General features: G+C 69.6%; 24 protein-coding genes. 17 read left to right on the top strand and 7 right to left on the bottom strand.

Annotation, left to right across the window (positions count from 1 at the left end):
• Nucleotides 1-49 precede the first annotated feature (49 nt).
• Nucleotides 50-598 carry a YbaK/EbsC family protein gene (locus tag AOM45_RS46035; RefSeq protein ID WP_030473142.1) on the top strand — a complete coding sequence of 183 codons (549 nt, stop codon included), beginning with the start codon at nucleotides 50-52 and terminating at the stop codon, nucleotides 596-598.
• Here the strand turns inward: AOM45_RS46035 and AOM45_RS46030 are convergent.
• Nucleotides 595-4,005 carry an nSTAND1 domain-containing NTPase gene (locus AOM45_RS46030; RefSeq protein WP_030473141.1) on the bottom strand — a complete coding sequence of 1,137 codons (3,411 nt, stop codon included), beginning with the start codon at nucleotides 4,003-4,005 and terminating at the stop codon, nucleotides 595-597. The genes AOM45_RS46035 and AOM45_RS46030 overlap by 4 nt on opposite strands.
• 117 nt (nucleotides 4,006-4,122) lie before the next feature.
• Between AOM45_RS46030 and AOM45_RS46025 the strand changes: the two genes are divergently transcribed.
• Together AOM45_RS46025 and AOM45_RS46020 are read left to right on the top strand one after the other, a co-directional pair.
• Complete coding sequence (locus tag AOM45_RS46025; RefSeq protein WP_156094403.1) at nucleotides 4,123-5,406, top strand: hypothetical protein; 1,284 nt, start codon at nucleotides 4,123-4,125, stop codon at nucleotides 5,404-5,406.
• Nucleotides 5,407-5,462: 56 nt separating this feature from the next.
• Nucleotides 5,463-5,930, top strand: coding sequence for a hypothetical protein (locus tag AOM45_RS46020; protein WP_030473139.1), 468 nt, complete (start codon nucleotides 5,463-5,465; stop codon nucleotides 5,928-5,930).
• Nucleotide 5,931: 1 nt separating this feature from the next.
• Here the strand turns inward: AOM45_RS46020 and AOM45_RS46015 are convergent, their stop codons facing one another.
• A complete protein-coding gene (locus tag AOM45_RS46015) occupies nucleotides 5,932-6,999 on the bottom strand; it encodes an LOG family protein (protein ID WP_030473138.1) in 1,068 nt (355 codons plus the stop codon).
• Between the two features lie 125 nt (nucleotides 7,000-7,124).
• Here AOM45_RS46015 and AOM45_RS46010 point away from each other — a divergent pair, with 125 nt between their 5' ends.
• From AOM45_RS46010 to AOM45_RS45980, 7 genes are all read left to right on the top strand, one after another.
• Nucleotides 7,125-8,099: an aminotransferase class III-fold pyridoxal phosphate-dependent enzyme gene (locus AOM45_RS46010; protein ID WP_162185764.1), complete on the top strand. Its 975-nt coding sequence runs from the start codon at nucleotides 7,125-7,127 to the stop codon at nucleotides 8,097-8,099.
• 73 nt (nucleotides 8,100-8,172) lie between these two features.
• Nucleotides 8,173-9,171: a hypothetical protein gene (locus tag AOM45_RS46005; protein WP_156094401.1), complete on the top strand. Its 999-nt coding sequence runs from the start codon at nucleotides 8,173-8,175 to the stop codon at nucleotides 9,169-9,171.
• A gap of 193 nt (nucleotides 9,172-9,364) precedes the next feature.
• Nucleotides 9,365-9,883 carry a putative T7SS-secreted protein gene (locus AOM45_RS46000; RefSeq protein ID WP_030473135.1) on the top strand — a complete coding sequence of 173 codons (519 nt, stop codon included), beginning with the start codon at nucleotides 9,365-9,367 and terminating at the stop codon, nucleotides 9,881-9,883.
• Nucleotides 9,880-10,680, top strand: a complete 801-nt coding sequence (locus tag AOM45_RS45995; protein ID WP_030473134.1) for a hypothetical protein — start codon at nucleotides 9,880-9,882, stop codon at nucleotides 10,678-10,680. Before AOM45_RS46000 ends, AOM45_RS45995 begins: the two co-directional genes overlap by 4 nt.
• Entirely contained in the window at nucleotides 10,677-12,029 is a 1,353-nt protein-coding gene (locus tag AOM45_RS45990; RefSeq protein ID WP_051784671.1) for an esterase/lipase family protein, read from the top strand. Before AOM45_RS45995 ends, AOM45_RS45990 begins: the two co-directional genes overlap by 4 nt.
• The gene (locus AOM45_RS45985; protein WP_156094400.1) at nucleotides 12,016-12,453 is read left to right on the top strand and encodes a hypothetical protein; all 438 of its coding nucleotides are present in this window, start codon (nucleotides 12,016-12,018) and stop codon (nucleotides 12,451-12,453) included. The genes AOM45_RS45990 and AOM45_RS45985 overlap by 14 nt, the downstream gene beginning before the upstream one ends.
• 8 nt (nucleotides 12,454-12,461) lie before the next feature.
• Nucleotides 12,462-12,857 (top strand): YbaB/EbfC family nucleoid-associated protein, encoded by a 396-nt coding sequence (locus AOM45_RS45980; protein ID WP_051784670.1) that lies wholly within the window; start codon nucleotides 12,462-12,464, stop codon nucleotides 12,855-12,857.
• A 4-nt stretch (nucleotides 12,858-12,861) separates the two neighbouring features.
• Here the strand turns inward: AOM45_RS45980 and purU are convergent, their stop codons facing one another.
• The 4 genes from purU to AOM45_RS45960 are packed head-to-tail and all read right to left on the bottom strand — an operon-like array spanning nucleotide 12,862 to nucleotide 15,768.
• On the bottom strand, nucleotides 12,862-13,713 hold the full coding sequence (gene purU, locus AOM45_RS45975; RefSeq protein WP_304607989.1) for a formyltetrahydrofolate deformylase: 852 nt from the start codon (nucleotides 13,711-13,713) through the stop codon (nucleotides 12,862-12,864).
• Nucleotides 13,714-13,750: 37 nt separating this feature from the next.
• Nucleotides 13,751-14,485, bottom strand: a complete 735-nt coding sequence (locus AOM45_RS45970; RefSeq protein ID WP_030473129.1) for a maleylpyruvate isomerase family mycothiol-dependent enzyme — start codon at nucleotides 14,483-14,485, stop codon at nucleotides 13,751-13,753.
• Nucleotides 14,486-14,494: 9 nt separating this feature from the next.
• Nucleotides 14,495-15,301: a hypothetical protein gene (locus AOM45_RS45965; RefSeq protein WP_030473128.1), complete on the bottom strand. Its 807-nt coding sequence runs from the start codon at nucleotides 15,299-15,301 to the stop codon at nucleotides 14,495-14,497.
• The gene (locus AOM45_RS45960; RefSeq protein WP_030473127.1) at nucleotides 15,280-15,768 is read right to left on the bottom strand and encodes a DUF2505 domain-containing protein; all 489 of its coding nucleotides are present in this window, start codon (nucleotides 15,766-15,768) and stop codon (nucleotides 15,280-15,282) included. Before AOM45_RS45960 ends, AOM45_RS45965 begins: the two co-directional genes overlap by 22 nt.
• Here AOM45_RS45960 and AOM45_RS45955 point away from each other — a divergent pair.
• Together AOM45_RS45955 and AOM45_RS45950 are read left to right on the top strand one after the other, a co-directional pair.
• Entirely contained in the window at nucleotides 15,767-16,867 is a 1,101-nt protein-coding gene (locus AOM45_RS45955; protein WP_051784682.1) for a UDP-N-acetylmuramate dehydrogenase, read from the top strand. The two genes, AOM45_RS45960 and AOM45_RS45955, sit on opposite strands and share 2 nt — an antisense overlap.
• Nucleotides 16,868-16,951: 84 nt before the next feature.
• Nucleotides 16,952-17,959 carry a chymotrypsin family serine protease gene (locus tag AOM45_RS45950; RefSeq protein WP_030473125.1) on the top strand — a complete coding sequence of 336 codons (1,008 nt, stop codon included), beginning with the start codon at nucleotides 16,952-16,954 and terminating at the stop codon, nucleotides 17,957-17,959.
• Here the strand turns inward: AOM45_RS45950 and AOM45_RS45945 are convergent.
• A complete protein-coding gene (locus AOM45_RS45945; protein WP_030473124.1) occupies nucleotides 17,913-18,644 on the bottom strand; it encodes an SDR family oxidoreductase in 732 nt (243 codons plus the stop codon). The two genes, AOM45_RS45950 and AOM45_RS45945, sit on opposite strands and share 47 nt — an antisense overlap.
• Before the next feature lie 93 nt (nucleotides 18,645-18,737).
• Here AOM45_RS45945 and AOM45_RS45940 point away from each other — a divergent pair, with 93 nt between their 5' ends.
• The 5 genes from AOM45_RS45940 to AOM45_RS45920 all read left to right on the top strand — a co-directional run bounded on the left by AOM45_RS45940 (nucleotide 18,738) and on the right by AOM45_RS45920 (nucleotide 23,376).
• Nucleotides 18,738-19,877: a L,D-transpeptidase gene (locus tag AOM45_RS45940; protein WP_030473123.1), complete on the top strand. Its 1,140-nt coding sequence runs from the start codon at nucleotides 18,738-18,740 to the stop codon at nucleotides 19,875-19,877.
• Between the two features lie 111 nt (nucleotides 19,878-19,988).
• On the top strand, nucleotides 19,989-20,753 hold the full coding sequence (locus AOM45_RS45935; protein ID WP_236704077.1) for an alpha/beta fold hydrolase: 765 nt from the start codon (nucleotides 19,989-19,991) through the stop codon (nucleotides 20,751-20,753).
• The gene (mshA, locus tag AOM45_RS45930; RefSeq protein ID WP_030473121.1) at nucleotides 20,750-21,997 is read left to right on the top strand and encodes a D-inositol-3-phosphate glycosyltransferase; all 1,248 of its coding nucleotides are present in this window, start codon (nucleotides 20,750-20,752) and stop codon (nucleotides 21,995-21,997) included. Before AOM45_RS45935 ends, mshA begins: the two co-directional genes overlap by 4 nt.
• Nucleotides 21,994-22,479 (top strand): type III secretion system chaperone family protein, encoded by a 486-nt coding sequence (locus tag AOM45_RS45925; RefSeq protein ID WP_030473120.1) that lies wholly within the window; start codon nucleotides 21,994-21,996, stop codon nucleotides 22,477-22,479. The genes mshA and AOM45_RS45925 overlap by 4 nt, the downstream gene beginning before the upstream one ends.
• Nucleotides 22,480-22,605: 126 nt before the next feature.
• The gene (locus tag AOM45_RS45920; protein ID WP_162185763.1) at nucleotides 22,606-23,376 is read left to right on the top strand and encodes a DUF4349 domain-containing protein; all 771 of its coding nucleotides are present in this window, start codon (nucleotides 22,606-22,608) and stop codon (nucleotides 23,374-23,376) included.
• The last annotated feature ends 347 nt before the right edge of the window (nucleotides 23,377-23,723 follow it).

The raw sequence follows: 23,723 nt of genomic DNA, 5'->3' as shown, positions 1-23,723 counted from the left end.
GGCCCCGCGTGCGCTCAAGCCAGGAGGGGCGGGGTGGCGGGCTGGCAGGATGGGTGGGGTGTGGACCATCGCTGGGTCGTTGGACCCCGTATCTGTGCTTTCCCGCCTCGACCTCGTGCCGGAGCCGGTCGCGGCCGCGTTGAAGAACCTGGACGCCGCCGACCGCGTCGCCGTCGCCGAGATCGACGGTTCTCTGGCGGACACCGCCGAGTTCTGCGCGCACTACGGCTCGCCCCTCGAAGCGTCGGCGAACTGCGTGGTCGTCGCCGGCAAGCGCGGCGGCGAGATCCGTTATGCGGCGTGCATGGTGCTCGCGACCATGCGTGCGGACGTGAACGGCGTCATCCGCAAACGGCTCGACGCGCGCAAGGCGTCCTTCGCGCCGATGGACGAGGCCGTCGCGTTGACCGGCATGGAGTACGGCGGCATCACGCCCATCGGTGTGCCCGCGGACTGGCCGATCCTGGTGTCGCCGGAGGTGGCCGCCGCCCCCGAGCTCGTGGTGGGCAGCGGCATCCGCGGCAGCAAGATCCTCATCCCCGGCGACGTGCTGATGAAGCTGCCGGGCGCCGAGATCCTCGAAGGCCTGGCTCGCTAGCAGCCGGAGGCGCACAGCCGGGAGATCACCTGGTCCGGATCGAGGTCCCACCTGATCACCCGCGGGTCCGGGCCGGACGACGTGAGGTCGCCGTCGGCGTCGAACAGCACGGCGTTGACCGGGCCGGTGTGCCCCGTCAACGTCGCGACCTGGGCACCGTCGGCGACCTGCCACAAGGTGATCAGGCTGTCGTTCGCGGCCGCCGCCACGGTGGTGCCGTCACGGCTGGCGGTGACCGCCCCGACAGCACCTCGGCCCGTGACGAGTGTGCGCGCCTTGCCGTTGCGTCCCCACAAAGCCACTTCGCCGCCGGCGTCTCCCACCACCAGCAGGTCGGAGCCCGGGACGGCGGCGATCGACTTCACCGCGGGACCGGACTCCCGGACGGCCTCGACCCGCTCGCCCGACCACCGCAGCACTCGGCCGTCGGCTCCACCGGAGGCCACCACGTCGCCGAGGAACGCCACGGTGTTCACCGGACCCGAGTGGCCGGAGGGCAGCGGACGACCAGGTTCGGCGGAGCTGAGGTCCCACACCACGACGGCGGCGTCCACGCCACCGGTCACCGCGCGGTCGCCGGACACGACCAGACTTTTGATCTCGCCGCGATGTCCTTGCCACGTGCGCACGACCTGGCCGTCGGTCCGCCACGTCGAGAGCACGCCGCGCACGTCCGCGACCACGATCTCGTCCGCGTTCCGGAACGCCAGCGACGTCACGGGCGCGGGGACGTCGATGCGCCCGATCTGCTCGCCCGCGCGGTTCCACAACAGGATCATCCGGTCGCGCCCGCCGGTGGCCAGCACCGAACCGTCCGGGGAGAGCGCGATGCCGTCCGGCGGACTGGTGTGCCCGGTCAGGGGTGGCAGCGGCCGGTTCCAGAGGCTCACGCTCTCGTCGCCGCCCGCCGCGAACCAGTTGCCGTCCGGGCTGAGCGCCGCCACGTAGAACGGGTGCGTGCGGGTGATCAACCCGGTCAGCCAGCCGCCGTCGGGCACCGTCCACCAGCGGATGCTGCCGTCTTCGCTGGCCGACACGAGCTTGGCGCCGGTCGCGTCGAACTGGACCGAGTGCACGGTGTCGACGTGTCGGCGCAGTCCGGACGTCTTGCCGGTCGCCAGTACCCGCAGCACCACCTGATGGTCGTCTCCACCAGAGGCGAGCACATGGCCGTCGGGGCTCAATGCGACCGTGCGGACCGCTGCGTCGTGATCGGTGAACGTGCGTGTGACGTCGTTCTCCACGACCAGCGTGCCTTTCGCGCCACCGGCGGCGAGCACGGATCCGTTCAACGACAGTGCGTGCACCTCTCCCAGGTCGTGCGCGACCGTGCCCGTCCGGGTCCAGTCATCCGTGCGCCACAAGGAGATCTGGCCGTCGGAGGTGGCGACGGCGGCGGTCGACCCGTTCGCCGCGAGCACCAGTACCCGTACCTCGGCTTCGAGAGAGACAGTCCGCAACGGCAGTCGTGTTCTCGTGTCCCACACGACGATTCGCCGGTCGTCGCCCGCAGACACGAGTGCGGTGCCGCCGGGCATGAACGCGAGCGCGCGCACGGTGCCGTTGTGCTGCGTCAGAACTGCTGGAGACGCACCAGACGAAGGAGACCGCAGCAGCACTGAATGGTCATCGCCCGCAGTGGCGAGCAACGAGCTGTCGGCACTGAACGCGATCGCGCGAACCGGTCCGCGATGGTCCTTCAGCACCGACCGCGCGGGCTTGTAGGCGGCTGTGCTGAGCAACGCCCCGCGGGCTTCGGCGGTCGCCGACGTGCGGTAGGCGTTCACGGCGAGCTGCGCGGCGGCATCCGGCCACGACGCGCTCAGATCCTGTGCCTGCACGGCGATCTGGCGTGACGTGGCGACCTGCTGCTCCCGTTGGGCGGTGTTGCTCTGCACGACGGCCACCGACGTCACCGCCAGACACGCCACGGTCAACGCGGCCAGCGCCTTCACCAAGGTGCGCAACCGGCGGGACTGCCGGTCCGCTGCCTGCCGGGACGCGCTCTCCTCGTCCACCGCCGCCTGCAGGAACTCGCGCTCCAGCTCGTTGGACGAGGTCGGCCACTCGATCCGGCCGGCCAGCTCGCGCATCGCGGCGAGGCGCGCGCCCCGGTAGAGCGCGCCGGGATCGCGACCGGTCGACTGCCACGCCGTCGCGGCAGTGGTGAAGTCGTGGTGCAGCCGCAACGACTCCCGGTCGTCGTCGACCCACTGCCGCAACCGGGGCCACGCGCGTACGAGCGCTTCGTGCGCGAGTTCGACAACGCCGTCCGCGACGACGATCAGCCGTGCGTTCGCGAGGACGTTCACGACATGGGCGGTGTCCGCCGGTCTGCCCGCTGCCAGCACCTCGTCGAGCCGGGCGCGGCGACGCAGGTCGTTCACGTCGTCGTGGGTCTGGACGAGCCGCAGCAGCACCGCGCGAGCGACCGTCTGGCCACGACCGGACAGCTCGGCGTAGGTGGTTTCCGCAGTCGCGGCGACGGCACCCGCGACCCCGCCGCTCTCCCGGTAGCCGTCTAACGTCAACCGGCCGCGTTCGCGTCTTCGCCAGGTTTCCAGCAACGCGTGCGACAGCAACGGCAGCGCGCCCGACTGGCCACGCACGTCGGCCAGCGCGGCGGCGAGCATCTCCGGCTGCACCTTCAGCCCGGCGTGCACGGCCGGTTGTTCGACGGCGGCCCGCAGCTCCTCGTCGGTCATCGGCCCGACCAGCACCTGGGCGTCGCGCAACGCCTCCACCAGCGCGGGCAACGAGGCACAGTGCCCGAGGAAGTCGGCCCGCACGGCCAGCAGCAGCCGGTGGTCGCCGTCGAGCAGCGCGGTGACGAACGCCTCGCGGTCGACAGGGCTGTCGAAGTGGGTGAACAACTCCTCGAACTGGTCGATCACGACGAGGTCGGCCTTGCCGCCGCGCCAGGTCGTCGGGGTAGCGGTGAGCACCGTCCAGTCCGTGAGCCCTGGCAGCACGCCCGCGTGGATCAGCGACGACTTGCCGGACCCCGACGGTCCGAACACCCCGACCACCGGCTGCCGGCGTACGCGGGCGGTGAGCTCGTCGACGAGGCCCTCGCGGCCGAAGAACCGTTCGGCGTCCCCGATCCCGAACGCCGTCAGCCCGAGGTACGGGGGTGAGTCGTCCTCACCCTTGGCCGCCTCGCGCCAGCGTTGTTCCCACTCGGTCACGTCGCCGTCGCACGCCTGGACGTACGCGAGCGCGACGGACAGCGAGGGCAGCTGCTCCCCGGCGGCGGCCTGGGACAGTGCGGTGGCGGAGTAGTGCGCGCGTTGGGCGAGTGTGCGGTAGTTCGGTGAACCGGCCTTCTCCCGCAGCTGCCGCAGCTCCCACGCGAACCGCTGGACGGGGCCGGTCTCGGGGTCGATCGGCCGCTCTCGTCTGCCCACCCGTGCACCTCGCGATTTGATCCGAGTTGATTGATCAGCGCCCGCGCCACTGCCTGATCAACCGCACCCGCCCTAAACCTGTCACCGCAACGACTTCAGCGGCGAGCAGGAGCGATGATGACCAGACGCCGGCGCACAGCACTTCTAGTGGCTTTGACGGGTGCCGTGGCCGCGGCGTTGCCCGCCCAGGCTCAGGAGGCGGCGGACGACCTAATCCACAGCCGCCCAACGGGTGCCTTTCCATTGACGCCCGATTGGAGCCTGCAGTCCTACGCGGACAGGCTGCAGACCGCGGTGGGCACCACGACGTCGGTCGCCGCGGTGCTGCGTGACGCCAACCGCGATCTCTCGTCGTGCAACAGCGCCCAGCAGAAGTCGCTGCCGGAGAACTACGACCGGTCGGACCACCCGCTGTCGTCCGGGCAGATCCTGCACAGCAGCGACAGGTTCTGCTGGGACCCCGGCGACAGCAAGGTCAGCTACTGGATCCCGCAGGGCGTCACCGGGTCGGCCGACGCGGACGAGGACGGCCTCTGGGGCGACAACCGGGTGATGCTCGTCAGCTGGCACCACGACCAGTCGGGGCCGAACAAGGGCGTGCGGATCTCGTTCGTCGACATGAAGAACCGCAAGTACCGGCACGTGCTGCTGGTCGAGCCGACGAGGACGACGACCCCGGACTACACCGCCGTGGCGATCCACGCCGGTGGGATCGCCTGGTTGAACAACTACCTGTACGTGGCCGACACCAAGGTGGGCCTGCGGGTGTTCGACGTGGAACGCATCCTCGAGGTGTCCGACGCACAGGACAGCATCGGCAAGAGCGGCAACACCTACTACGCCCACAGCTACAAGTACGTGCTGCCTCAGGTCGCCACCTATCGGCAGCCCGTGCAGTCCACGCAGCCATGCGATCCCACTGCCACACGGCTGTGCTTCTCGTCGTTGTCGCTGGACCGCAGCACAACCCCGGACACGCTCGTCGTCGGCGAGTACCGCGACGGCCGCGACACCGACGCCGCCGTCGACGGTGGTCGCGTCGTCAGGTATCAGGTCGACGCCTCGACCCGGCTGCCCGTGCTGACCAACGGCAAGGCCGTCCCGCACGACGTGGTGACGGTGCCGCGCAGCAACGTCCAGGGCGTCCAGACCTGGAAGGGCACCTACTACCTCGGCCGCAGCTCGAACCGCAGCCACAGCTGGATGTACGCCGGTTCGGCCGGTCGCTCCACGAACACCAGGAGCTGGGCCATCGGCGGCGAGGACCTCTACCACGAGCACGGTCCGAACGAGACCGCCGGAAGGCTCTGGACCGTCACGGAACACGCCTGGTCCCCGGACGGCAGCACGTTCATCGACCGGCGCGCGATCTTCGCCGTTCCGCTCAGCTCGATCGGCTGAGCCACTCACGTCCGCCTTGTTCGAGGCGGAAACCCTTACAACTGGGAGGAACACGTATGCGCAAGCTCATGCTTGCTCTCTCGATGGCCGCTGTGGCCGTCATGGGCGCGCTGATGCCCGCCACCGCGTCGGCCGAGACGACGTCGGTGCAGCCGATGTCGGAGTTCTCCGCAGCCGCGGACGGCGTGCAGCTCGCGGTCGCCGGCACGTTGCCGCCCCGCTCGCAGCTGGAATGCCACTCCGTGCCGGCCGTGGAGATCTGTTACGAGAAGAGTGGCGACCACTGGTGGGTGCAGGACCAGGACAGCAGTGACGGTGCCTCTGCCGGTGTCCTCTGGCAGAACATCCGCAACGGCAGCCTCTACCGCCAGGGCTGGTGCATGACCAGCCTCGGCAAGGGCAAGTGGGGCCAGTGCAACAAGGACTACTACGAGAACAGCACGCTGAACGGCTTCCCGTGCAAGTGGGACCGCAGCAACAACGGCCCCATCATCTGCGCGCGGGACGGCTGGACGTTCCAGTGAGCTAGGCCTGGTACTTCACCAGTAGTTCGATCGCCTCGTCGATCTCGTCGGTGACGAGGATCCACTGCTCGGCCTCCCGGCCCGCCGCGAGCTTCTGCACGAGCGGCGCGGCCGGGACCTCGTCGGTCCAGAAGTCCTTGCCCAGGAACACCATCGGAGCGGCCGGGCCGACGCTGCCGTAGTAGTTCTGGGTGAAGTCCTGGAAGACCTCCTGGACCGTGCCCGCCTTGCCCGGCGTGTAGACGATGCCACCCGTTGCGACGGTCAGCAGGCCCTCCTCGCGCACCGAGTTCGCGAAGTACTTGGCGTGCAGTTCGCACGCGGGGTTGGGCGGCTCGTGCCCGTAGAACCAGGTCGGGATGCCGATCGTGCGCGGCTTGTCGAAGGACGGGATCTCCGGGAACGCCGCGAGCCACCGGCCGATCGACTCGTCGTCGTGACCGAACGACGGCGCCTGCGCGATCGCGTCGAGGACGTCCTTGTCGGCCTCGCCGAGCCGCACGCCGAGCGGAACTGCCTCCATCGCGCCCGGTCCGCCGCCGGTCAGGACCGTGAACCCGGCCCTGCCGAGCGCCGCGCCGAGCTCGACGGCGTTGCGGTAGCCGTCCGAGCCGCGGGCCAGCGCGTGACCGCCCATGACCGCCACCGGTGATCCCGTCAGCGTCTCATCGAGCGCCTCGGTGATCGAGTGGTCGTGCAGGCGTTCGGCCAGCGCGTGCAACGGGTCGGGGTGGTGGCCCTGCTGCCTGCTGTGCCGGTAGATCACCGCGTCCGGGGTGTCCGCGTACGACTTCGGGTCGGCCGGGTCGAAGCCGCCGAACAGCTCCGCGGGCGTGTAGAGCGACGACCGGTAGACCTCGTACGGCACGTCCGGGATCACCGGGAAGATCAACGCACCGGCTGCCTCCGCCCTGCGCTGCATGGTCTCGCTGAGGGCGCAGCCGAGCAGCAGTGCCCCGTCCAACGGGACCCGGACGTCCTCTCGGGTCAGGTCCAGCCCGATGATGACGGCTTTGCGCAGGTCAGGCTCTGCCCGCAGCTGGTCGAGGTCGGTGATTTCGATCCGCACGGGAAAAAGCCTATGCCTCGGGCGAACCAACGTGGCGCGGAATCCGAATGAGTAGTGGGAACCCAGGTCCGCTCGCCCTCCGACGAGCGGCCGCGGGCCGCGCTGCCCAGGAAAGGTTCCCCGCCATGGCTACCGAACAGCTGACCGGATGCGCCGCCCGAGGCGCCCGAGTGGTAGATCCCCACCGCGTCGAGTACCTGGACTGCGGTGGTTACGGAGCCCCTCTGCTCGGCCACGCCCACCCGGCCGTGGTGCAGGCCGTGGTCGGCCAGGTGCGCCGGCCGTCGCTGCTGGACCGGCTGATGCTCGACCTGGTCACGCCCAACGGCCTCGACCACGTCCACACGTTCCCGTCGGCCTCGGAAGCCGCCCAGTTCGCGGTGGCCCTGGCCCACGCCAACGGTCGTCCACGAGTGCTGACCACCGGCGACGTCCCGTACGGCGGCATCGACTCGCTGCGCGCCACCCTGGCCGCCGGACCACCGGCCTGCGTGCTCGTCGAACCGGTCCGCGGGGCGTCCCTCCCTCCCGACGGCTACCTGCGCGCGATCGCTGAGGTCTGCCGCGAGCACGGCGCACTCGTGATCGTCGACGAAACGCGCACCGGCCTGGGCCGCCTCGGTGTCTGGTGGGGCTGTGACATCGATGGCGTGACCCCGGACATCCTGCTGGTCGGCGAGGGCCTCTCCGGCGGCGTGCTCCCGATCGCGGCAGTGGTGGCCTCGTCCGCCGTCGAAGTGCCGCTGTGGCGAGGCCCCGAGGCCGTGTCCCCGCTGGCGTCCGCCGCCGTCAACGCCTGCCTGCACGTCACAGCCGCCGACGGCCTGGTCGAGCGCGCCAGGCTGCTGGGCGACGAACTGCTGTTCGGGCTGCGGGCCGTCGTGGCGGGCAAGGCCCACGCGTCCGGCCGAGGCCTGCTGCTCGGCGTCGAACTGCCCGACCAGCGAGCCGCCGACGTGTTCACCAGTGAGCTGCTGCGTGCCCGTGTGCTCGCCGACTTCCGCGGGCGGACCGTGAGCTTCACGCCGCCGGCCGTGATGACGGCCGCGGACGCCGGGTGGCTGGTCGAGGCCGTGGGGAGGGCGGCGGCGAAGATCTGAGTTCGCCCGGCGGGCGCCGCGCATCCCTGCCAAGATCCACGGCGGGGGTGCGTGCTGCGAACGGGGGACGGACATGTGGGCGCGTTTGGCGATGGTGTGGGTCCTGGTGCTGGTCAGCACCGCCTGCGGCCGCAGTGACAACGAGATCGCCCAGCAGCGGAAGGCTCTTGAGGACGTCCTGGCGCAGGCACCGGTGCCCGCGGGCGGCGCGATGGACCGGGCATCCGCGCGGTTCGACAAGGGCTGCCAGGGTTTCGCTGAATGCGCGGACGCCGGGGACAAGGAGCCCGTCTACCAGGTGCCCGTCACCGGTGCCCCGGCTGATTTGGCGGCCGCGTGCACCTTCTTCGCGGAAGGGCTTCGCGGTTCCGGCTTCACGGTGGTCTCCGTGTGGCGCGGCGACAGGATCAGTTCCGCCACACACGCGGACCTGAACCGCTATCCCGAGATGGACAAGGGCACAGGACTGCGGCAGCGGTGGATCGACGTCGACGAGACCGTCTGTGCGACCGGGCGGCTGACCAGTGCCGTTGTGGTGAAGGAGGACGGCTCACCGCTCAACGCCTCGGCGTACCTGGAACTGGTGCTGACCAACCGCGAGGGCGTCGTCAGCCCGTTCTACGAGGTGACGCAGAAGTCGCCACCGAAGATCCCGGTGGGTGGAGCGCGGCTGAGCGAGTCCGAACTCGCCCACCTCCGCGGCGTGCTCGATCGTCAGTTCGTGCTGGCGGCCGAACCGGCGGTGGACGGCATCCAGGTGCAGGGGCGGCACACCTCCTGGTCCGCGGACTGGGACGTTCCTGCCTCGGTGAGCACGCTCCGGTTCAAGTACCGGTGCACGACGAGCGACGAGTTCGAGATCGAGGTGCAGGACATCACGCCTGGCAAGGCGGAGAAACGGACGGAGAAGCGCACGGTCGAGTGCACAGGTGGTGAGGCGACGGTCGACTTCCCCGATCCGCCGGATCGGGTCAAGGTCCGCACCGCGGTGCACGGACGGCCCGCCACCCCCACATCGGTGCCGGAGGACGTGTTCGGGCCGTTCGTCGTCGAGTTCATGCCGGTGAGCTAGTGAGGCACCGCTAGCAGCAAGATCGCGAAGCCAGGCGGTGGTAGCGATCGTCAGGGTTTCTGCCGCCGGCACGATCTGCATGAAGCGGGCGAGTTCGAACCGGCCGCTGAGTAGTTCCGCTCATTTTTTCCGGTTCGCTGCGCGACACGGCTTTCCGTCGTGGTTTGCTCACCGCGAGTGAACGGAGGTACCGGTGTACGGCAATCCGGACGAGTTGGACCGCATCGCGGGCGAGATCGAGAAGCGTGCGGAGTCGGTTCGCACGCACGGCACCGAGCTGACCGACAACGCGCGTCGGATGCAGTGGCAGTCGGTGGCGGCGGAGCGCTGCCGCGAGACCGTCGAGGGCGACAAGCGCAAGCTGTTCCGGACTGCGGAGGACCTGGACGGTGCGGCGGCGGTGCTGCGGCAGCACGCCCAGGAGGTCCGCGAGATGATCGCCGCGATCAAGCGGATCGCCGAGGCCGTCACCGGCTGGTTCAAGAGTGCGATCGACACCTTCAACCGTGCGGTCGACGCCTTCAACGACGCCGTGAGAGACATCGCGAACGGTGTCGCCGACGCCCTCGGTTTCGGCGGGGGGCAGCCACCGCAACCGCCGCAACCGCCTTGGACGGGCTGGAAGTGGGGCCCGGACAACCTGCCGCCGCACGGCGACAAGGCGTGGCTCGAGGTCGGCGAGTACCTGCGCGGTCAGGGAGTGCCCGCGTGACCCCGGCGCCGCACCGGCTGGTGCTGTCCGCCGGCGAGTTCGCTTACCTGGTCGAGAAAACCGGCGTCGACCTGCCGCCCGACTGGATGCCGGCCGACGACGTCGCGATCGGTCCCGCGGAGGCCGGTCTCACCAAGAAACGCGTCGTGACCGGTGTCGGTGAAGAGGCCGAGGTGCACCCGTCGGTGGAGCGCAACCTGCAGATCCTCGCCGGGCCAACGGTTCTGCTGGACACCATCGCGTCCATCGGTGCCAAGAGCTCGCACAGCGTCCACGCGGTCAACGGCCCGTTGGGTGCTTCGCTGTTCGCGTTGGGCGACGGCGCGGTCGAGCTGTCCATGTTCGCGTCCGTCGACCTGGGCAAGGAACTGATCCGCGCCGTGCCCCGGGCAGACCCCGCCGGCACGAGTCTGGAGTCGCGACTCGGCGGCACCGAGGACGCCCAGCCGCTGCGGGGCCGGTTGCCGCTGGAAGCGTTGCAGGAGATGGGCGCGGCCAGGCTGTTCCGCGCCGCCGACCCGGACGCCCCGGCCGCTGTGCTGGCTCAACTCGGTTTGTCCGGCGCTGAGGCATCGCTGGCGCAGAACGTCGCCGAACAGACCGACGGTGCCCTGCGTTGCCTCGTCATCTGGGCCAACGGAACGTCCCAGGTCAACTGGGTGCACACGGCGGGTGGCTGGAGCGGCCTGGACCCCGAACCGGACGGAACGGGACGCCGGATGGTGCGCGTGGAACCGGTTGAACGCGAAGGCCTGGGCACCTGGGTGGCGCCCGCAGTGGCGGGAGCACTGGCATGACGGTGAAGAACATCCAGGTCGAAGGCGGCGCGGGCGGCGTCGAGGCCAAGTACGAGGACCTCGCCGCGATGGGCGACCTCACGAGCGACGTCGCCGGCGACACCCTCAAGATCGCGGCCGCCGGGCACAAGTTCCTGGTCGAGCCGGACGTGCTGGCCTCCTCGCTGCTCAATCCCGGCGGCGTGGTGAAGTTCGAGGCGGCGATGGCCGTCGCCCTCGACGGACCCAGCGGGCTCACCGCCACGTCTGCCGTCATCGGACTGCGCGGTGAGGCCTTCAAGGCGTCGAGGATCGCCTACGAGATGGCCGACGAACTGGCCGCCAAGGGCCTGGACGCTGCGCGCTGGTTCGGCGGTCTGGCGGTGGCGACCAACCCTCTTGGTGCCGCTCTGGTGGGTGGTGGCGGGATTGCTGCCGACGTCTACCTGAACTACGACGGCGACTGGGAGAAGTGGCTCGTCGACCACCCCGGCATGGTGGACACGTTGATCGGCATGTCGCCGGGCATGCTCAGCGCGCTCGGCATCCCGGTCGACCTCGCGACCACACTCGACCTGCTCGCCGCCACCTACCCGGACGGCGAGGCCGTGGTCAAAGAAATCGAGCCGCGGCTGCAGGACAAGAACCCGCCGCGTGACCTTGAGGACCTGCTCAACGGGCTGAACGAGCGCAACGACCCGACGGTCAAGCCTGATCCGAGCAACATCGATGTCCGGATCATCAAGGACGCCAACAACAACGTCACCGGCTACGTCGTGGACGTGCCCGGCACGAAGGACTGGCCACTGCCCGGCCAGGTGGCGAGCGCCAACGACCTGGGCGTCAATGTCGACGCAATGGCCGGCAACAACACGGTGCTGCAAAAGGGAATCCAGGAGGCGCTCGATCGCGCTGGAGCCGACGACACGGGTGCTCCGGTGATGTTGGTCGGGCACAGTCAGGGCGGCATCGTCGCCGCCCAGGCGACCGGCGACCTGAAAGCCAACGGCTACAACGTGACCCACGTGGTCACCGCAGGCTCGCCAGTCGGCCGCATCGACGTTCCTGGCGATGTGCAGGTGCTTTCGCTGGAGAACCGCAACGATATCGTCCCGCACCTGGATGCGAGCGATAACCCGGACAGTCCCAATCGAACGACGGTGACGTTCGACAACAACACGGGGACGTTCGGCGGAAACCACGCGATCGGTGGCAACTACACCGATGCGGCGGGCGTTCTGGACAAGAGCACGGATCCATCGGTCCAGCGCTACCGCGACAGCATGGGAGCCTTCACCGGCGGCGACCCGGAGAAATCACAGCTGCAGAGGTATCACGTCGCGAGGAAGGGTGTGAATGAGCTTCCGTAAGGCCTTGGCCGCGGGTTCCCTGGCCTTCGTGTTGGCTGGGTGCAACATCACCAACCAGTACTACGAGGACGTCGAAGGGGTCGGCAAGCAGATCGTGGCCGACTGGAAAGAACTGCCCGAGGTCGTCAACGCCGAATACGAGTACCGGCACGGCCTGGACCAGGGGCAGGTGCTCTACGTGGACGCGATTGTGCGCGATGAGTCCGCGAAGGCGTCAGTCGAGCAGCTCGAGGAAATTGCCAGGCGTGACTACTGGCGTGGCACCTGGCAAAACGTGTCGGTGCACGTCGCGGTCTTCTCAGAAGTGAAACCGCCGGTAACAGGCCCGACCGGTCCCGACAACGCCATCAGCCGGAAGCGGATCGAACTCGACGACCCGGACGCGTTGGCGCAGAAGTACGGCCCCCGCCCCACCAAGAAATGAGCACCACGATGACCCCGGACGAATGGCTCGCCGACTTCGAGGCCAAGACCGCCGAGCTCCAGCGCAACGCCGCCGCCTTCCGCCGCAACCTCGAATCGGCAGGCACCACGGTGACGACCGAGGACAAGTCCGTCACCGTCACGGTCGCCCCCAACGGCGCCCTGCTGGACCTGAAGATCGAGGGCCACACCGAGCTGGCCACCAAGATCCTCGCCCTCACCAGGACCGCCCGCGAACAGGCGGCCACCAACGTGCTCGACGAGTTCCGCCAGGTCACCGGCAGCCACGCCAACGAGCTGGACACCGACGTGTCGGTCCCAGCACCGCCGGCCCCCGAGCAACAGCCCGTGCAGCCAGAAGAGGACTTCAGCGAGAAGACGGTCTATCGCAAGGAAAGCTGGTAAGCGCTCAGAAGATCACCGTCTGGTTGCCGTGCACCAGCACGCGGTCCTCCAGGTGCCACCGCAGCCCGCGCGCCAGCACCACCTTCTCGATGTCCCGCCCCTTGCGCACCATGTCTGCCACCGAGTCGCCGTGGTGCACGCGCAGCACGTCCTGCTCGATGATCGGGCCCGCGTCCAGGTCCGCCGTCACGTAGTGGCACGTCGCGCCCACCAGCTTCACGCCGCGTCGGTGTGCCTGGTGGTACGGGCGGGCGCCGATGAACGACGGCAGGAAGCTGTGGTGGATGTTGATCGTGCGGCCTGACCAGGCCGCGCAGAGTTCGGGCGGCAGGATCTGCATGAAGCGGGCCAGGACCACGGCGTGCGGGTCGTGCTTGTCGACCAGTTGGCGCAGCTGGGCGAACGCTGCCTGCTTGCCTTCCGGGTCGTTCGCCGGGAACGGCACGTGGTGGAACGGGATGCCATGGGCTCGGGTGATGTCTCCGAGCTCCGGGTGGTTGGCGATGACGGCCGACACCTCGACGTCCAGTTCGCCGGTCGCCACGCGGGCCAGCAGGTCGTAGAGGCAGTGGCCCTCCTTCGACGCCAGGATCACCACGCGCTTGCGCACGCCCGTGTCGGTCACCGTCCACGTCGACTGCGCGCCCAGACCGGCGGCCACCTCGGCGAACTGCGTGCGCAGCTCGTCCACGTCGAACGGCAGGGAGTCCGCACGGACCTCCTGGCGCGTGAAGAACCAACCCGTCTCCGGGTCGGTGTGGTACGCGGCCTCGACGATCCAGCCGCCGTGCTCCGCGAGGAACGACGAGATCCTCGCGATGATGCCGGTGCGGTCCGGGCAGCCGAAGGTGATCACATAGCGACGCTCAGGCGATGACACGCCGCAGAAGTATTCACGGCCTGCGCAGTCCGTCCAACAGGGCCCGGTTCCCGGACACGATCGCGGGGCTCGGACGGCCCCACACGGCGCGATAGATCGCGTCTGCCGTGCCTGCCACGGTGGCGTCCTCGTCGACGGCCGCGTCCTGAGCCGGGCTCACGACCACGGGCTCACCGGGGGTCAGTCGCAGCTCCCACGTGCGGCCCGCGTCGGCCGCGTGGAAGAGGATCGTGCCGGTCACGTCGATCGGCACGCGGTTCACCGCGCGGGGCATGAGCCGCGTGAAGTACTCGTCGACGCCGTCGGCCGCGAACTCCGGCGTCCACAGCAGCGTCGGCACGTCACCGACGGCGTGCAGGGCGTCGAGGCGGTGGATGGCGGTCTCGTGCGCCTGGCGCTGGGCCCAGAACGACGCCACGTTCTCGCCGTTGAACGTCCACACGGGAGTGTCCGGCGCGGTCGTGCGCAACCGGTCCAGCAGGATCGCCAGCCGCTCGTCCCACCACGTGAGCAGGTCGTCCCACGCCGAGGGGCCTTCTGCGGACGGCTGTTCGTCCGGGCGGGGTGGCTCGTTGCTCGGCGGTGTCGCCAACGCCTTGCCCGCCCAGGAATGCACGCGTGCCTGGTGCGTGACGAGGTCGTGCACCGTCCACTTCGGACAGGTCGGCACCGGGGCCTCCGGGCCCGCCTGCACGCACGCCGTGCGCATCGCCGAAGCCTGCTTCTCGATCTCCGCGACGAAGTCCACGACGAAACCCTACGGCGCGACGGCGGCCCATTCGAGCGAGATTTCACCCAGCCGCCAACGCCGCCGGTCGTCCACCACCGGCCAGCCCCGAGAAGCGAGCAGCCGTGCCGACTCCACCCACCGCGCACGAGGCCCGAAGGGCGCGAAGGGCGCCGCCGTGGCCCAGCACGCGTCCAGCTCGGTCAGCAACGCGTGCACGCGCTCGCCCGGCACGTTCTTGTGGATCAACGCCTTGGGCAGCCGCTCGGCCAGGTCGGAAGGCACCTCGATGCCGGACGGCTTGCACGCCAGCGTGAACCGCAAGGGCCCGTCCGCGGACAGCGTCACCCACGTGCAGCGCCTGCCGATCTCGTCACAGGTGCCTTCGACGACCAGTCCGCCGGGCGCCATGCGGGACAGCATCGTGTCCCACGCCTCGAACGCCTGCTCCTCGGTGTACTGGCGCAGCACGTTGAACGCGCGCAACAGCACCGGCCGCGCCCCCGCGAGCTCGAAGCCGCCGCGCCGGAAGTCCAGCCACGGCGGGTCGGCCACGGCTTTGCCAGCCTCGACCCGGTCGGTGTCGATCTCCAGCCCGAGCACGCGCACGTCAGGGCGCACCGACCGCAGGCGCAGAGCCATCTCGACGGTGGTGATCGGCGACGACCCGTACCCGAGGTCGACCACCAGCGGGTCGGTCGCCGAAGCCAAGAACGAGGACAGCGTGCCGGTCATCCACCGGTCGACCCTGCGCAGGCGGTTCGGGTTGGTCGTGCCGCGCGTCGGCAGGCCGAGCGCACGGGCCCGGCCGGCCGCTAGCCGCGGTTTGCGAGCCATTCGGACGTGAACTCGCTCTCCTTGTCGAGCAGCACGGCGACCTGCTCGGCGATCAGCTTCTCGAGCTTGCCGCCCATGAGCGGGATGCTGACCTTGACCTCCCCCGTGAGGGTGAGCTTCGAACCGGAACCGTTGTCCGTGATGGTGAACGCGCCGTCGAGCCGCCCCGGCACGCCGTTCAGCGTCACCTCGACGGTGCCCGCGAGCGCGGCCCAGTTCTCGATCCGCTGGATCACGAGGTCGCCGCCGAGCAGCGACTTGGCCATCGACGGCAGGTGCTCCGCGGGCACACCCTGCTTGAGCTGGTAGGACGTCCTCACCTCGGTGGTGGTGAACATCACGAGCTCGGCGTTCGTGCCGCCGATCTCGGTCAGCCGGTCACGCAGATAGGTCTCGTCGACCAACGCGCCGAAGACCTTCTCCGCCGAATGGGGTGACGTGGTGTGGTGCTCGATGCGGCGTGCCATGTCGCGGAGGCTACCGTTGACGCCTGTGACCACCACGCAGTCCGTACCTCTGGCCGAGCGCACCACGCTCCGACTCGGTGGCCCGGCCGCGCGGTTCGTCCACGCCACGACCGCTGCTGAGCTGGTCGAAGCCGTGCGAACAGCCGACGCCGCCACCGACGAGAAGGTCCTCGTGCTCGGCGGCGGATCGAACCTCGTGATCTCGGACGGCGGCTTCGACGGCACCGTGGTGCACGTCGCCACCAAGGGTTTCCGCCTCGACCCGCTGGGCGGCGGGATCGTCCAGTTCACCGTCGAGGCGGGCGAGGAGTGGGACGCGGTCGTCGCCGAGGCGGTCGCGCAGGGGCTCGGCGGCCTCGAGTGCCTGTCCGGCATCCCCGGCCTCAACGGCGCCACGCCGGTGCAGAACGTCGGCGCGTACGGCGTCGAGATCTCCCAGGTGCTGCAGTCGGTGGATCTCCTCGACCGGCGCAGCGGCAAGGTGCACCAGGTGCCCGCCGCCAAGCTCGGCCTCGACTACCGCACCAGCGTGCTCAAGGGCACCGACAACGCCGTCGTGCTGCGCACCAGGTTCTCGCTGACCGCCGGCGGCATGTCCGCCCCCATCCGCTACGCCGAACTGGCGCGCGTTCTCGGTGTGGCGCAAGGTGATCGCGTTCCGGCCGACGAGGCCCGCAAGGCCGTGCTGGAGCTGCGCCGCGGCAAGGGCATGGTGCTCGACGCCACCGACCACGACACGTGGAGCGCCGGCTCGTTCTTCACCAACCCGATCATCGACGAGGCGACGTTCGCGAGCGTGCTGATCCGCATCTCCGAACGTCTCGGCGCCGACGTGAACGTCCCCGTCTACCCGGCGGGCCCCGGCCAGAAGAAGCTCTCCGCCGCGTGGCTGATCGAGCGCGCCGGGTTCCGCAAGGGCCACCAGGGCCCCGGCGGCCGGGTGTCGCTGTCCAGCAAGCACACGCTGGCCCTCACGAACCGCGGCGGCGCGTCCACCGAGGACCTGCTCGACCTGGCCCGCGAGGTGCGCGACGGCGTGCGGGCGGCGTTCGGCGTGGAGCTGCACCCGGAACCGGTCTTCGTAGGCGTTCAGCTGTAGGTCTGTTCGGGTGACTCTATGTGACCAATCGCTACCCGGCGTGTTTTATTGAGGTAGGGCCCCTCAGGGGAACGGGAGGTCGCTGTGGGCTACCTCGACGAGAACGCGCGAGAGGTCATCAGGCCGATCAAGCGCATGGTCGAAGACGAGTTCCTGTCCCGGCCGGGTGTGATCGGCGTCGACATCGGCGAGAAGGTCACCGGCGGACGCCCCACGGGCCGGGCCGCGATCGTGGTCTACGTGTGCGCCAAGGGTCCACTGCACCCGCAGCAGATCCCGCCCGAGGTCGGCGGCGTGCCGACGGACGTGGTCGCCGAGTCGGTGGTGCTGCACCGCGCACGGGTCACCCGCACGGCCGAACCCGTTGCGGCGGAACGGCATCCGGTGCTGCGCGGTGGTCTCAGCATCGGGCCCGCCCGGTCCTTCAGGGTCGTCCCGCCCGATGTCCCGGTGGCCGGGGAGTACGTGATCGCCGGCACCCTCGGCGCGTTCGTCGTCACCAGGGACGACGCGCGGAAAGTGCTGGGGCTCACCACGTTCCACGTCGGTTGTGTCGACGACTCGTGGTCGGTCGGCGACGAGTTCGTGCATCCGTCCAGAGTGGACGGTGGTGTGCCCGGTGCCGACCAGGTGGCGGTGCTCGACCGCGCGGCGCTGGCCGGCTCGGTCTGCGCGGCCGGTCTGCGGATGGGTGCACGGCCGATCCGCGCCGAGGTGCTCGACGTCGGCGCGATCACGGGCAGTGCGGAGGCGGTCGTCGGCTCGACCGTGCGCAAACGCGGCCGCACCACCGGACTCACGCACGGCGTGATCACGTCGACCGACGCGACGTTGCGGCTCGACTTCGGCGACGGGCTCGGCGTCAGGACGTTGCGCGACCAGATCCGGGTCTACTCGTCCGAACGCTTCGGCGACCACGGTGACAGCGGCGCCGTCCTCGTGGACGCCGACAACCGGGTCGTCGGCCTGTACGTGGCGGGGACGGGCCCGACCGGGTACGCGAACCCCGTCGGACCCGTCCTGCGTCAGCTGGACGTGGAGCTGCTCACACCCGGTGTACCCGAGTCGCGGAGACCTGAGCCCGCGGCTTGAGCACGATCTCGTCGATGTTCACGTGGGACGGCCGGGTGACCGCGAACGCGATGACGTCCGCCACGTCGTCGGCGGTGAGCGGCGTCAGGCCCTGGTAGACCTTGGCCGCGCGCTCGGTGTCCCCGTCGAACCTGTTGGCGGAGAAGTCCGTCTCGACCATGCCGGGCAGGATCTCGGTGATCCGCACCGGCTGGCCGAGCAGCTCGCCGCGCAACGTCCGGTGCAGCGCCGACTGCGCGTGCTTGGCGCTGGTGTAGCCCGACCCGTTGTCGTACGCGTCACGTGCCGCCACGGACGTCACGGACACGATGTGCCCGTCGCCCGACGCGATCAGCTTCGGGATGAAGGCCTTGGTCACGAGCAGGGTGCCGAGGACGTTCGCCTCCCACATCCAGCGCCACTCGTCCGGGTTGCCCTCGGCGACGGTCGAGAGCCCGCGCGCTCCACCCGCGTTGTTCACGAGGACGTTCGCGGTGGGTACCTCAGAGGCGAAAGCGGCGACGGAGGCCTCGTCGGTGACGTCCAGCTCGATGGCCGTCCCGTCGATCTCTTTCGCGATAACGTGGAGACGGTCCAGACGACGTGCGCCGAGCACGACGTGGAAGCCCTCGGCGGCCAACCGCCGTGCGGTGGCCTCGCCGATGCCCGCGCTGGCTCCGGTCACAACTGCGACAGGTCGATTCACGGCTTCGATCGTAGGCGGCCGAACCGGGTGTGACCGACGTCACTCACACCGTGGTGGGGGTCTGGACGTCCACTCTGGTGGGAGGTCGAAACCGTGAAGAGAACACTTGCCGCGCTGGTCATTGGGCTGACGCTGCTGACCGGTTGCTCGAGTGTCGAGGCGGGGTCACCGAAGGCGGACAGCTCGCTGCCGTCCGCGAAGGTCACCCTGTCCCCGGTCGACGGCACCAAGGACGTGCAGGTCACGGCGCCTGTGCAGGTGACCGTGGTGGACGGCAAGATCGAGTCCGTCGCGGTGAAGTCGCCTGAGGGCAAGGACGTCAAGGGCACGCTGACCGAGGACAAGTCCGGCTGGACCGCCGCCGAGCCGCTGGGCTACGGCAAGACGTACAGCTACTCCGGCAAGGTCGTCGGCACCGACGGCAAGCCCGTCGAGCTGAAGGGCTCGTTCACCACCGTCGCGCCCGGTTCGCAGACCCGCGCGACGCTCTGGCCCGGCGACAACCAGACCGTCGGCGTCGCGGCGCCGATCATGGTCAAGTTCGAGGCGCCGGTCCAGGACAAGGCCACCGTCGAGAAGGCCCTCAAGGTCACCAACTCGGCGAACGTCCAGGGCACGTGGGCCTGGCTCAGCGCCCAGGAAGTGCACTACCGGCCGGAGAAGTACTGGCCGGCGAACACCCACATCAAGGTCGAGGCCAAGCTCTACGGCGTGAACTACGGCGGCGGCGCGTTCGGCAAGGCCGACGTGAGTTCCGAGTTCGACATCGGCCGCAACCAGGTCGTGAAGATCGACAACCCGACGCACCAGCTCGTGGTCCTGCGCGACGGCCAGCAGGTCGCCTCGTACCCGGCCTCCTTCGGCAAGGACGCCGACCCCGAGCTGACGACGCCGAACGGCACGTTCGTCGTCATGTCGAAGAACGACACGTTCTCGTTCGACAACCCGCGCTACGGCTACACCAACGTCGTGAAGAAGTGGGCCGTCCGGTTCTCCAACCACGGCGAGTTCATCCACGAGAACAACGACAACGCGGGCAACATCGGCAAGGTCAACTCCTCGCACGGCTGCGCGAACCTGCTGGAAGCCGACGCGAAGGCGTACTACGACTCGGCGATGATCGGCGACCCGGTCGAGGTGACCGGCTCGATCACCACGCTGCCGGCCCAGTTCGACTGGTACGACTGGCAGATCCCGTGGGCGCAGTGGCAGGAGAAGTCCGCCGCCAAGTAGCCGCTGCTTTGCAGTACGCGGGGACCTTTCGTACTTCAGGAGAGTACGAAAGGTCCCCGCGTACTCTCCAACAGCGGGAATGCGCGCCTCGACATGGTCGTTCGTGCATGTGTGCAGCTGACACACGTGACGGCGGCCGGCGGGGGACGACTGGCCGTTCGTGAGGCAGGTCCGCCCGGCGCGCCACCGGTGGTGCTCGTCCACGGTTGGGCGCAGACGGGCGCTGTCTGGGATCTGCCGGACTTCCACACGTACGCCGTTGACCTGCGCGGACACGGCGAGTCAGACGACTTCGGCGACTACCGGGACTCCTCGGAGTGGGCCGAGGACCTCAGGGCCGTGCTCGACCACACCGGGCCCGCGACCGTCGTCGGCTGGTCCTACGGCGGGCTCGTGATCGCCGATTACCTGCGCTTCCACGGCACGTCGAACATCACCGCGCTGGTGTTCGTGAGCGCCATCACCGAGATCGGCCGCGGTCGCCCAGGAGGCGAGACCGGGCCCGTGATGCGGGCCGCGTTGCCCGCCGCTATCACCGAAGACGCCGCGATGGCTCGGTTCTGCCGGGACATGGCGCCTGCTCTGCCAGTTGAGACGGTCGCCGAACTCACAGCCGCCGCCACCTCCGTGAGCCATAAAGTGCGAGGTGAGCTGTTCCGCAGGGATGTGGGCAGCGCTGACGTGTTGGCAGGCGTCGACGTGCCGACCCTCGTGGTGCACGGAACTCAAGACGAGGTGGTCGCTCCCGCTGCCGCCGAGTACTCCGCCGCCCTGATCCCCGGAGCCGAGTTGAGCCTGTATCCCGACACCGCGCACGCACCCTTCCTGGAGCGGCCCGAGAGGTTCGCCAGTGACCTGAAGCGGTTCGTCCGATGAAGCGCGTCGCGGTGCTCTCGGTGCACACGTCGCCGCTGGAGCAGCCCGGGACGGGTGACGCCGGCGGGATGAACGTCTACATCGTGCAGACGGCCACGCGGATGGCGCAGCGGGGCGTCGAGGTGGAGATCTTCACCCGTGCCACGTCGTCCGAGCTGCCGCCCGTGGCCGAGCTCGCGCCGGGCGTGCGCGTCCGGCACGTCGCCGCGGGGCCGTTCGAGGGGCTGGGCAAGGAGGAGCTGCCCGGCCAGCTCTGCGCGTTCACCGCGGGCGTTCTGCGCGCCGAGGCACGCCACGAGCCCGGCTACTACGACGCGATCCACTCGCACTACTGGCTGTCCGGGCAGGTCGGGTGGCTCGCGCGCGAACGGTGGGGCGTGCCGCTCGTGCACACCGCCCACACGCTGGCCAAGGTGAAGAACCTGGCGCTGGCCGAGGGCGACGCGCCGGAGCCCCGCATGCGGGTGATCGGCGAGGAGCAGGTGGTCGGCGAGTCGGATCGGCTCGTGGCGAACACCGACATCGAGGCGAGCGAGCTGATCAAGCTCTACGACGCGGACGCGTCCAAGGTCGTCGTGGTGCCGCCCGGCGTGGACCTCGACAGGTTCACCCCCGGCGACCGCGACAGGGCCAGGCACTCGCTGGGCGTCCCGCTGGACGCGATCGTGCTGGCGTTCGTCGGCAGGATCCAGCCGTTGAAGGCTCCTGACGTGCTGCTGCGCGCGGCCGCGGAGATGCTGGTCCGCGATCCGGGGCTGCGCTCGCGGCTGGTCGTGCTGATCGTCGGCGGTCCGTCGGGCAGTGGCACGGAACGGCCGAAGGCGCTGGAGGAGCTGGCCGTGCAGCTCGGGATCACGGACGTGGTGCGCTTCCTGCCGCCGCAGCCGGGGCCCGCGCTCGCGGAGGTCTACCGGGCCGCGGACCTGGTGGCGGTGCCGAGCTACAACGAGTCGTTCGGACTGGTCGCTCTGGAGGCCCAGGCGTGCGGGACGCCGGTGGTCGCGGCGGCCGTCGGCGGGCTGCCGGTCGCGGTCAACGACGGCATCTCCGGCGTGCTGGTGCACGGGCACGAACCCCAGGAGTGGGCGGCGGCGATCAGCGGGGTGGCGCTGCCGCAGCGCGAGCACCTGGCGAGCAACGCGGTGGGGCATGCGCGACGCTTCTCGTGGGACCGCACGACTGACTCGCTGCTGGCGGGGTACCAGGAGGCGGCAGACGCGTTCCGCCGGGAGGTTTTCGCTTGAGCGACTCGATTGACGACGTGATCAAGGCTTTTCTGGACGAACGGGAGCTGAAGTACGACCGGCGCGAGCCCGGCAAGTTCTTCGTCACGCTGCCGGGCACCAAGAAGCTGCAGACCAACGTGTGGCTGGTCGAGACGACGCACGCGTTGCTCGTGGAGGCTTTCGTCTGCCGGCGGCCTGATCAGTCGTTCGAGGACGTCTACCGGTTCCTCCTCCGTCGCAACGCACGGCTGTACGGCGTGCACTACACGATCGACGCCGAGGGCGACATCTACCTGGTCGGCCGGGTCGGCAAGCACGCCGTGACCGCGGACGAGCTGGACCGCGTGCTCGGGCAGGTGCTGGAGGCGGCGGACGGCGACTTCAACCCGTTGCTCGAGATCGGGTTCGCCGACGCGATCCGCCGGGAGTGGGCGTGGCGGGTCTCGCGCGGTGAGTCGCTCGCGAACCTCCAGGCGTTCCAACATCTCGTTTCGGAGTAGTGGGCAACTCGTTTCGGCTTCCGCGGCAACCGCCGGTCAGCCCTGAACCGTCGGACGGGCATGGGCAGACCAGTGCTGGTGGTGGGAGTCGCGTTGCTGGCCCTCGTTTCAGCGGGGTGTGGCGCGATGAGCAGTGGGGGGTCGGCGAAGGACGCAGCCGCACCTCCGGTGGCGCAGCAGAAGGCGCCGCAGCAGGAGAACGCGCAGTCGGCCGTGCAGGTGCAGCAGCAGGAACGGCAGCTGGTGCGCACGGCGAACGTCGACCTGCGCAGCGACGACGTGCTCAAGGCGATCGGTCGGATCAAGGACCGGGCGCAGGCAGCGGGCGGGTTCGCCGGTGAGGAGAACTCGACCAAGGACTCCGGGACCGTGACCGTGCGGGTGCCGTCGAACGAGCTGGACAAGGTCGTGCGGGACCTGGTGGACATCGGTGACGTCACGCGGAGCGAGGTGCGCAGCGAGGACGTCACCGACCAGCTGGTCGACGTCGAGGCGCGGATCGCGACGCAGCGGGCCAGCGTCGAGCGGCTCCGCGTGCTGTTCGAGCGTGCCGGGTCCACCTCGGAGGTCGCGCAGGTCGAGGCCGAGCTGACGAAGCGGCAGGCCGACCTCGAGTCGATGCAGCGCCGCAGCGAGTCGTTGAAGGGCAAGGTCGCGCTGGCGACGCTCACCGTGCGGGTCGCCACCGTGCCGATCGCGGCGCCGGAGCCGGAGAAGGTCGGCTTCTTCGGTGCTCTCGCCGGTGGCTGGAACGCGCTGGTCACCGTGGTGGGCGTGATCTTGGTCGGCGTGGGCGCGATGCTGCCGTTCGTGGTGGCGCTCGGCATTCCCGCGGCAGCCGTGGTCTACGTGCTGCGACGCCGGAAGCGTGTCACTCGGATGAACGAAGCGGCGTGATCAAGCTCTACTGAGAGTGCGCCTTTGGGGAGCGCGGAACGGCTCGGGAGAGAGGGGGAGTCGCATCGAGCCGTTCCGCGTCAAAGGTCCCCGCTGCATCGGATCCGTGGACGGGGGAGCCTGCGGATCCCAAGCGGGCCGCGCGATCCGACGGGGGATGACGAACCGCGCAAGTGCCTCGCGCTCGTCGAGTAAGCGTGGGAGCCGACTCGCGGAGGCGGTATCAACTTCCCAGATACATCCTTGCGATCACAAGTGCTTGTATTGCTCCATTCGAGTGTAATTAGTCGCGCTAAGTAACGTCTCTGTAGCGATCCGGCTGACCTTGACCAGCCCAGTGGGCTGGA

The sequence above is a fragment of the Lentzea aerocolonigenes genome (assembly GCF_000974445.1).
GTDB lineage: Bacteria > Actinomycetota > Actinomycetes > Mycobacteriales > Pseudonocardiaceae > Lentzea > Lentzea aerocolonigenes.
This window is presented reverse-complemented; position numbering and strand designations above follow the sequence as displayed.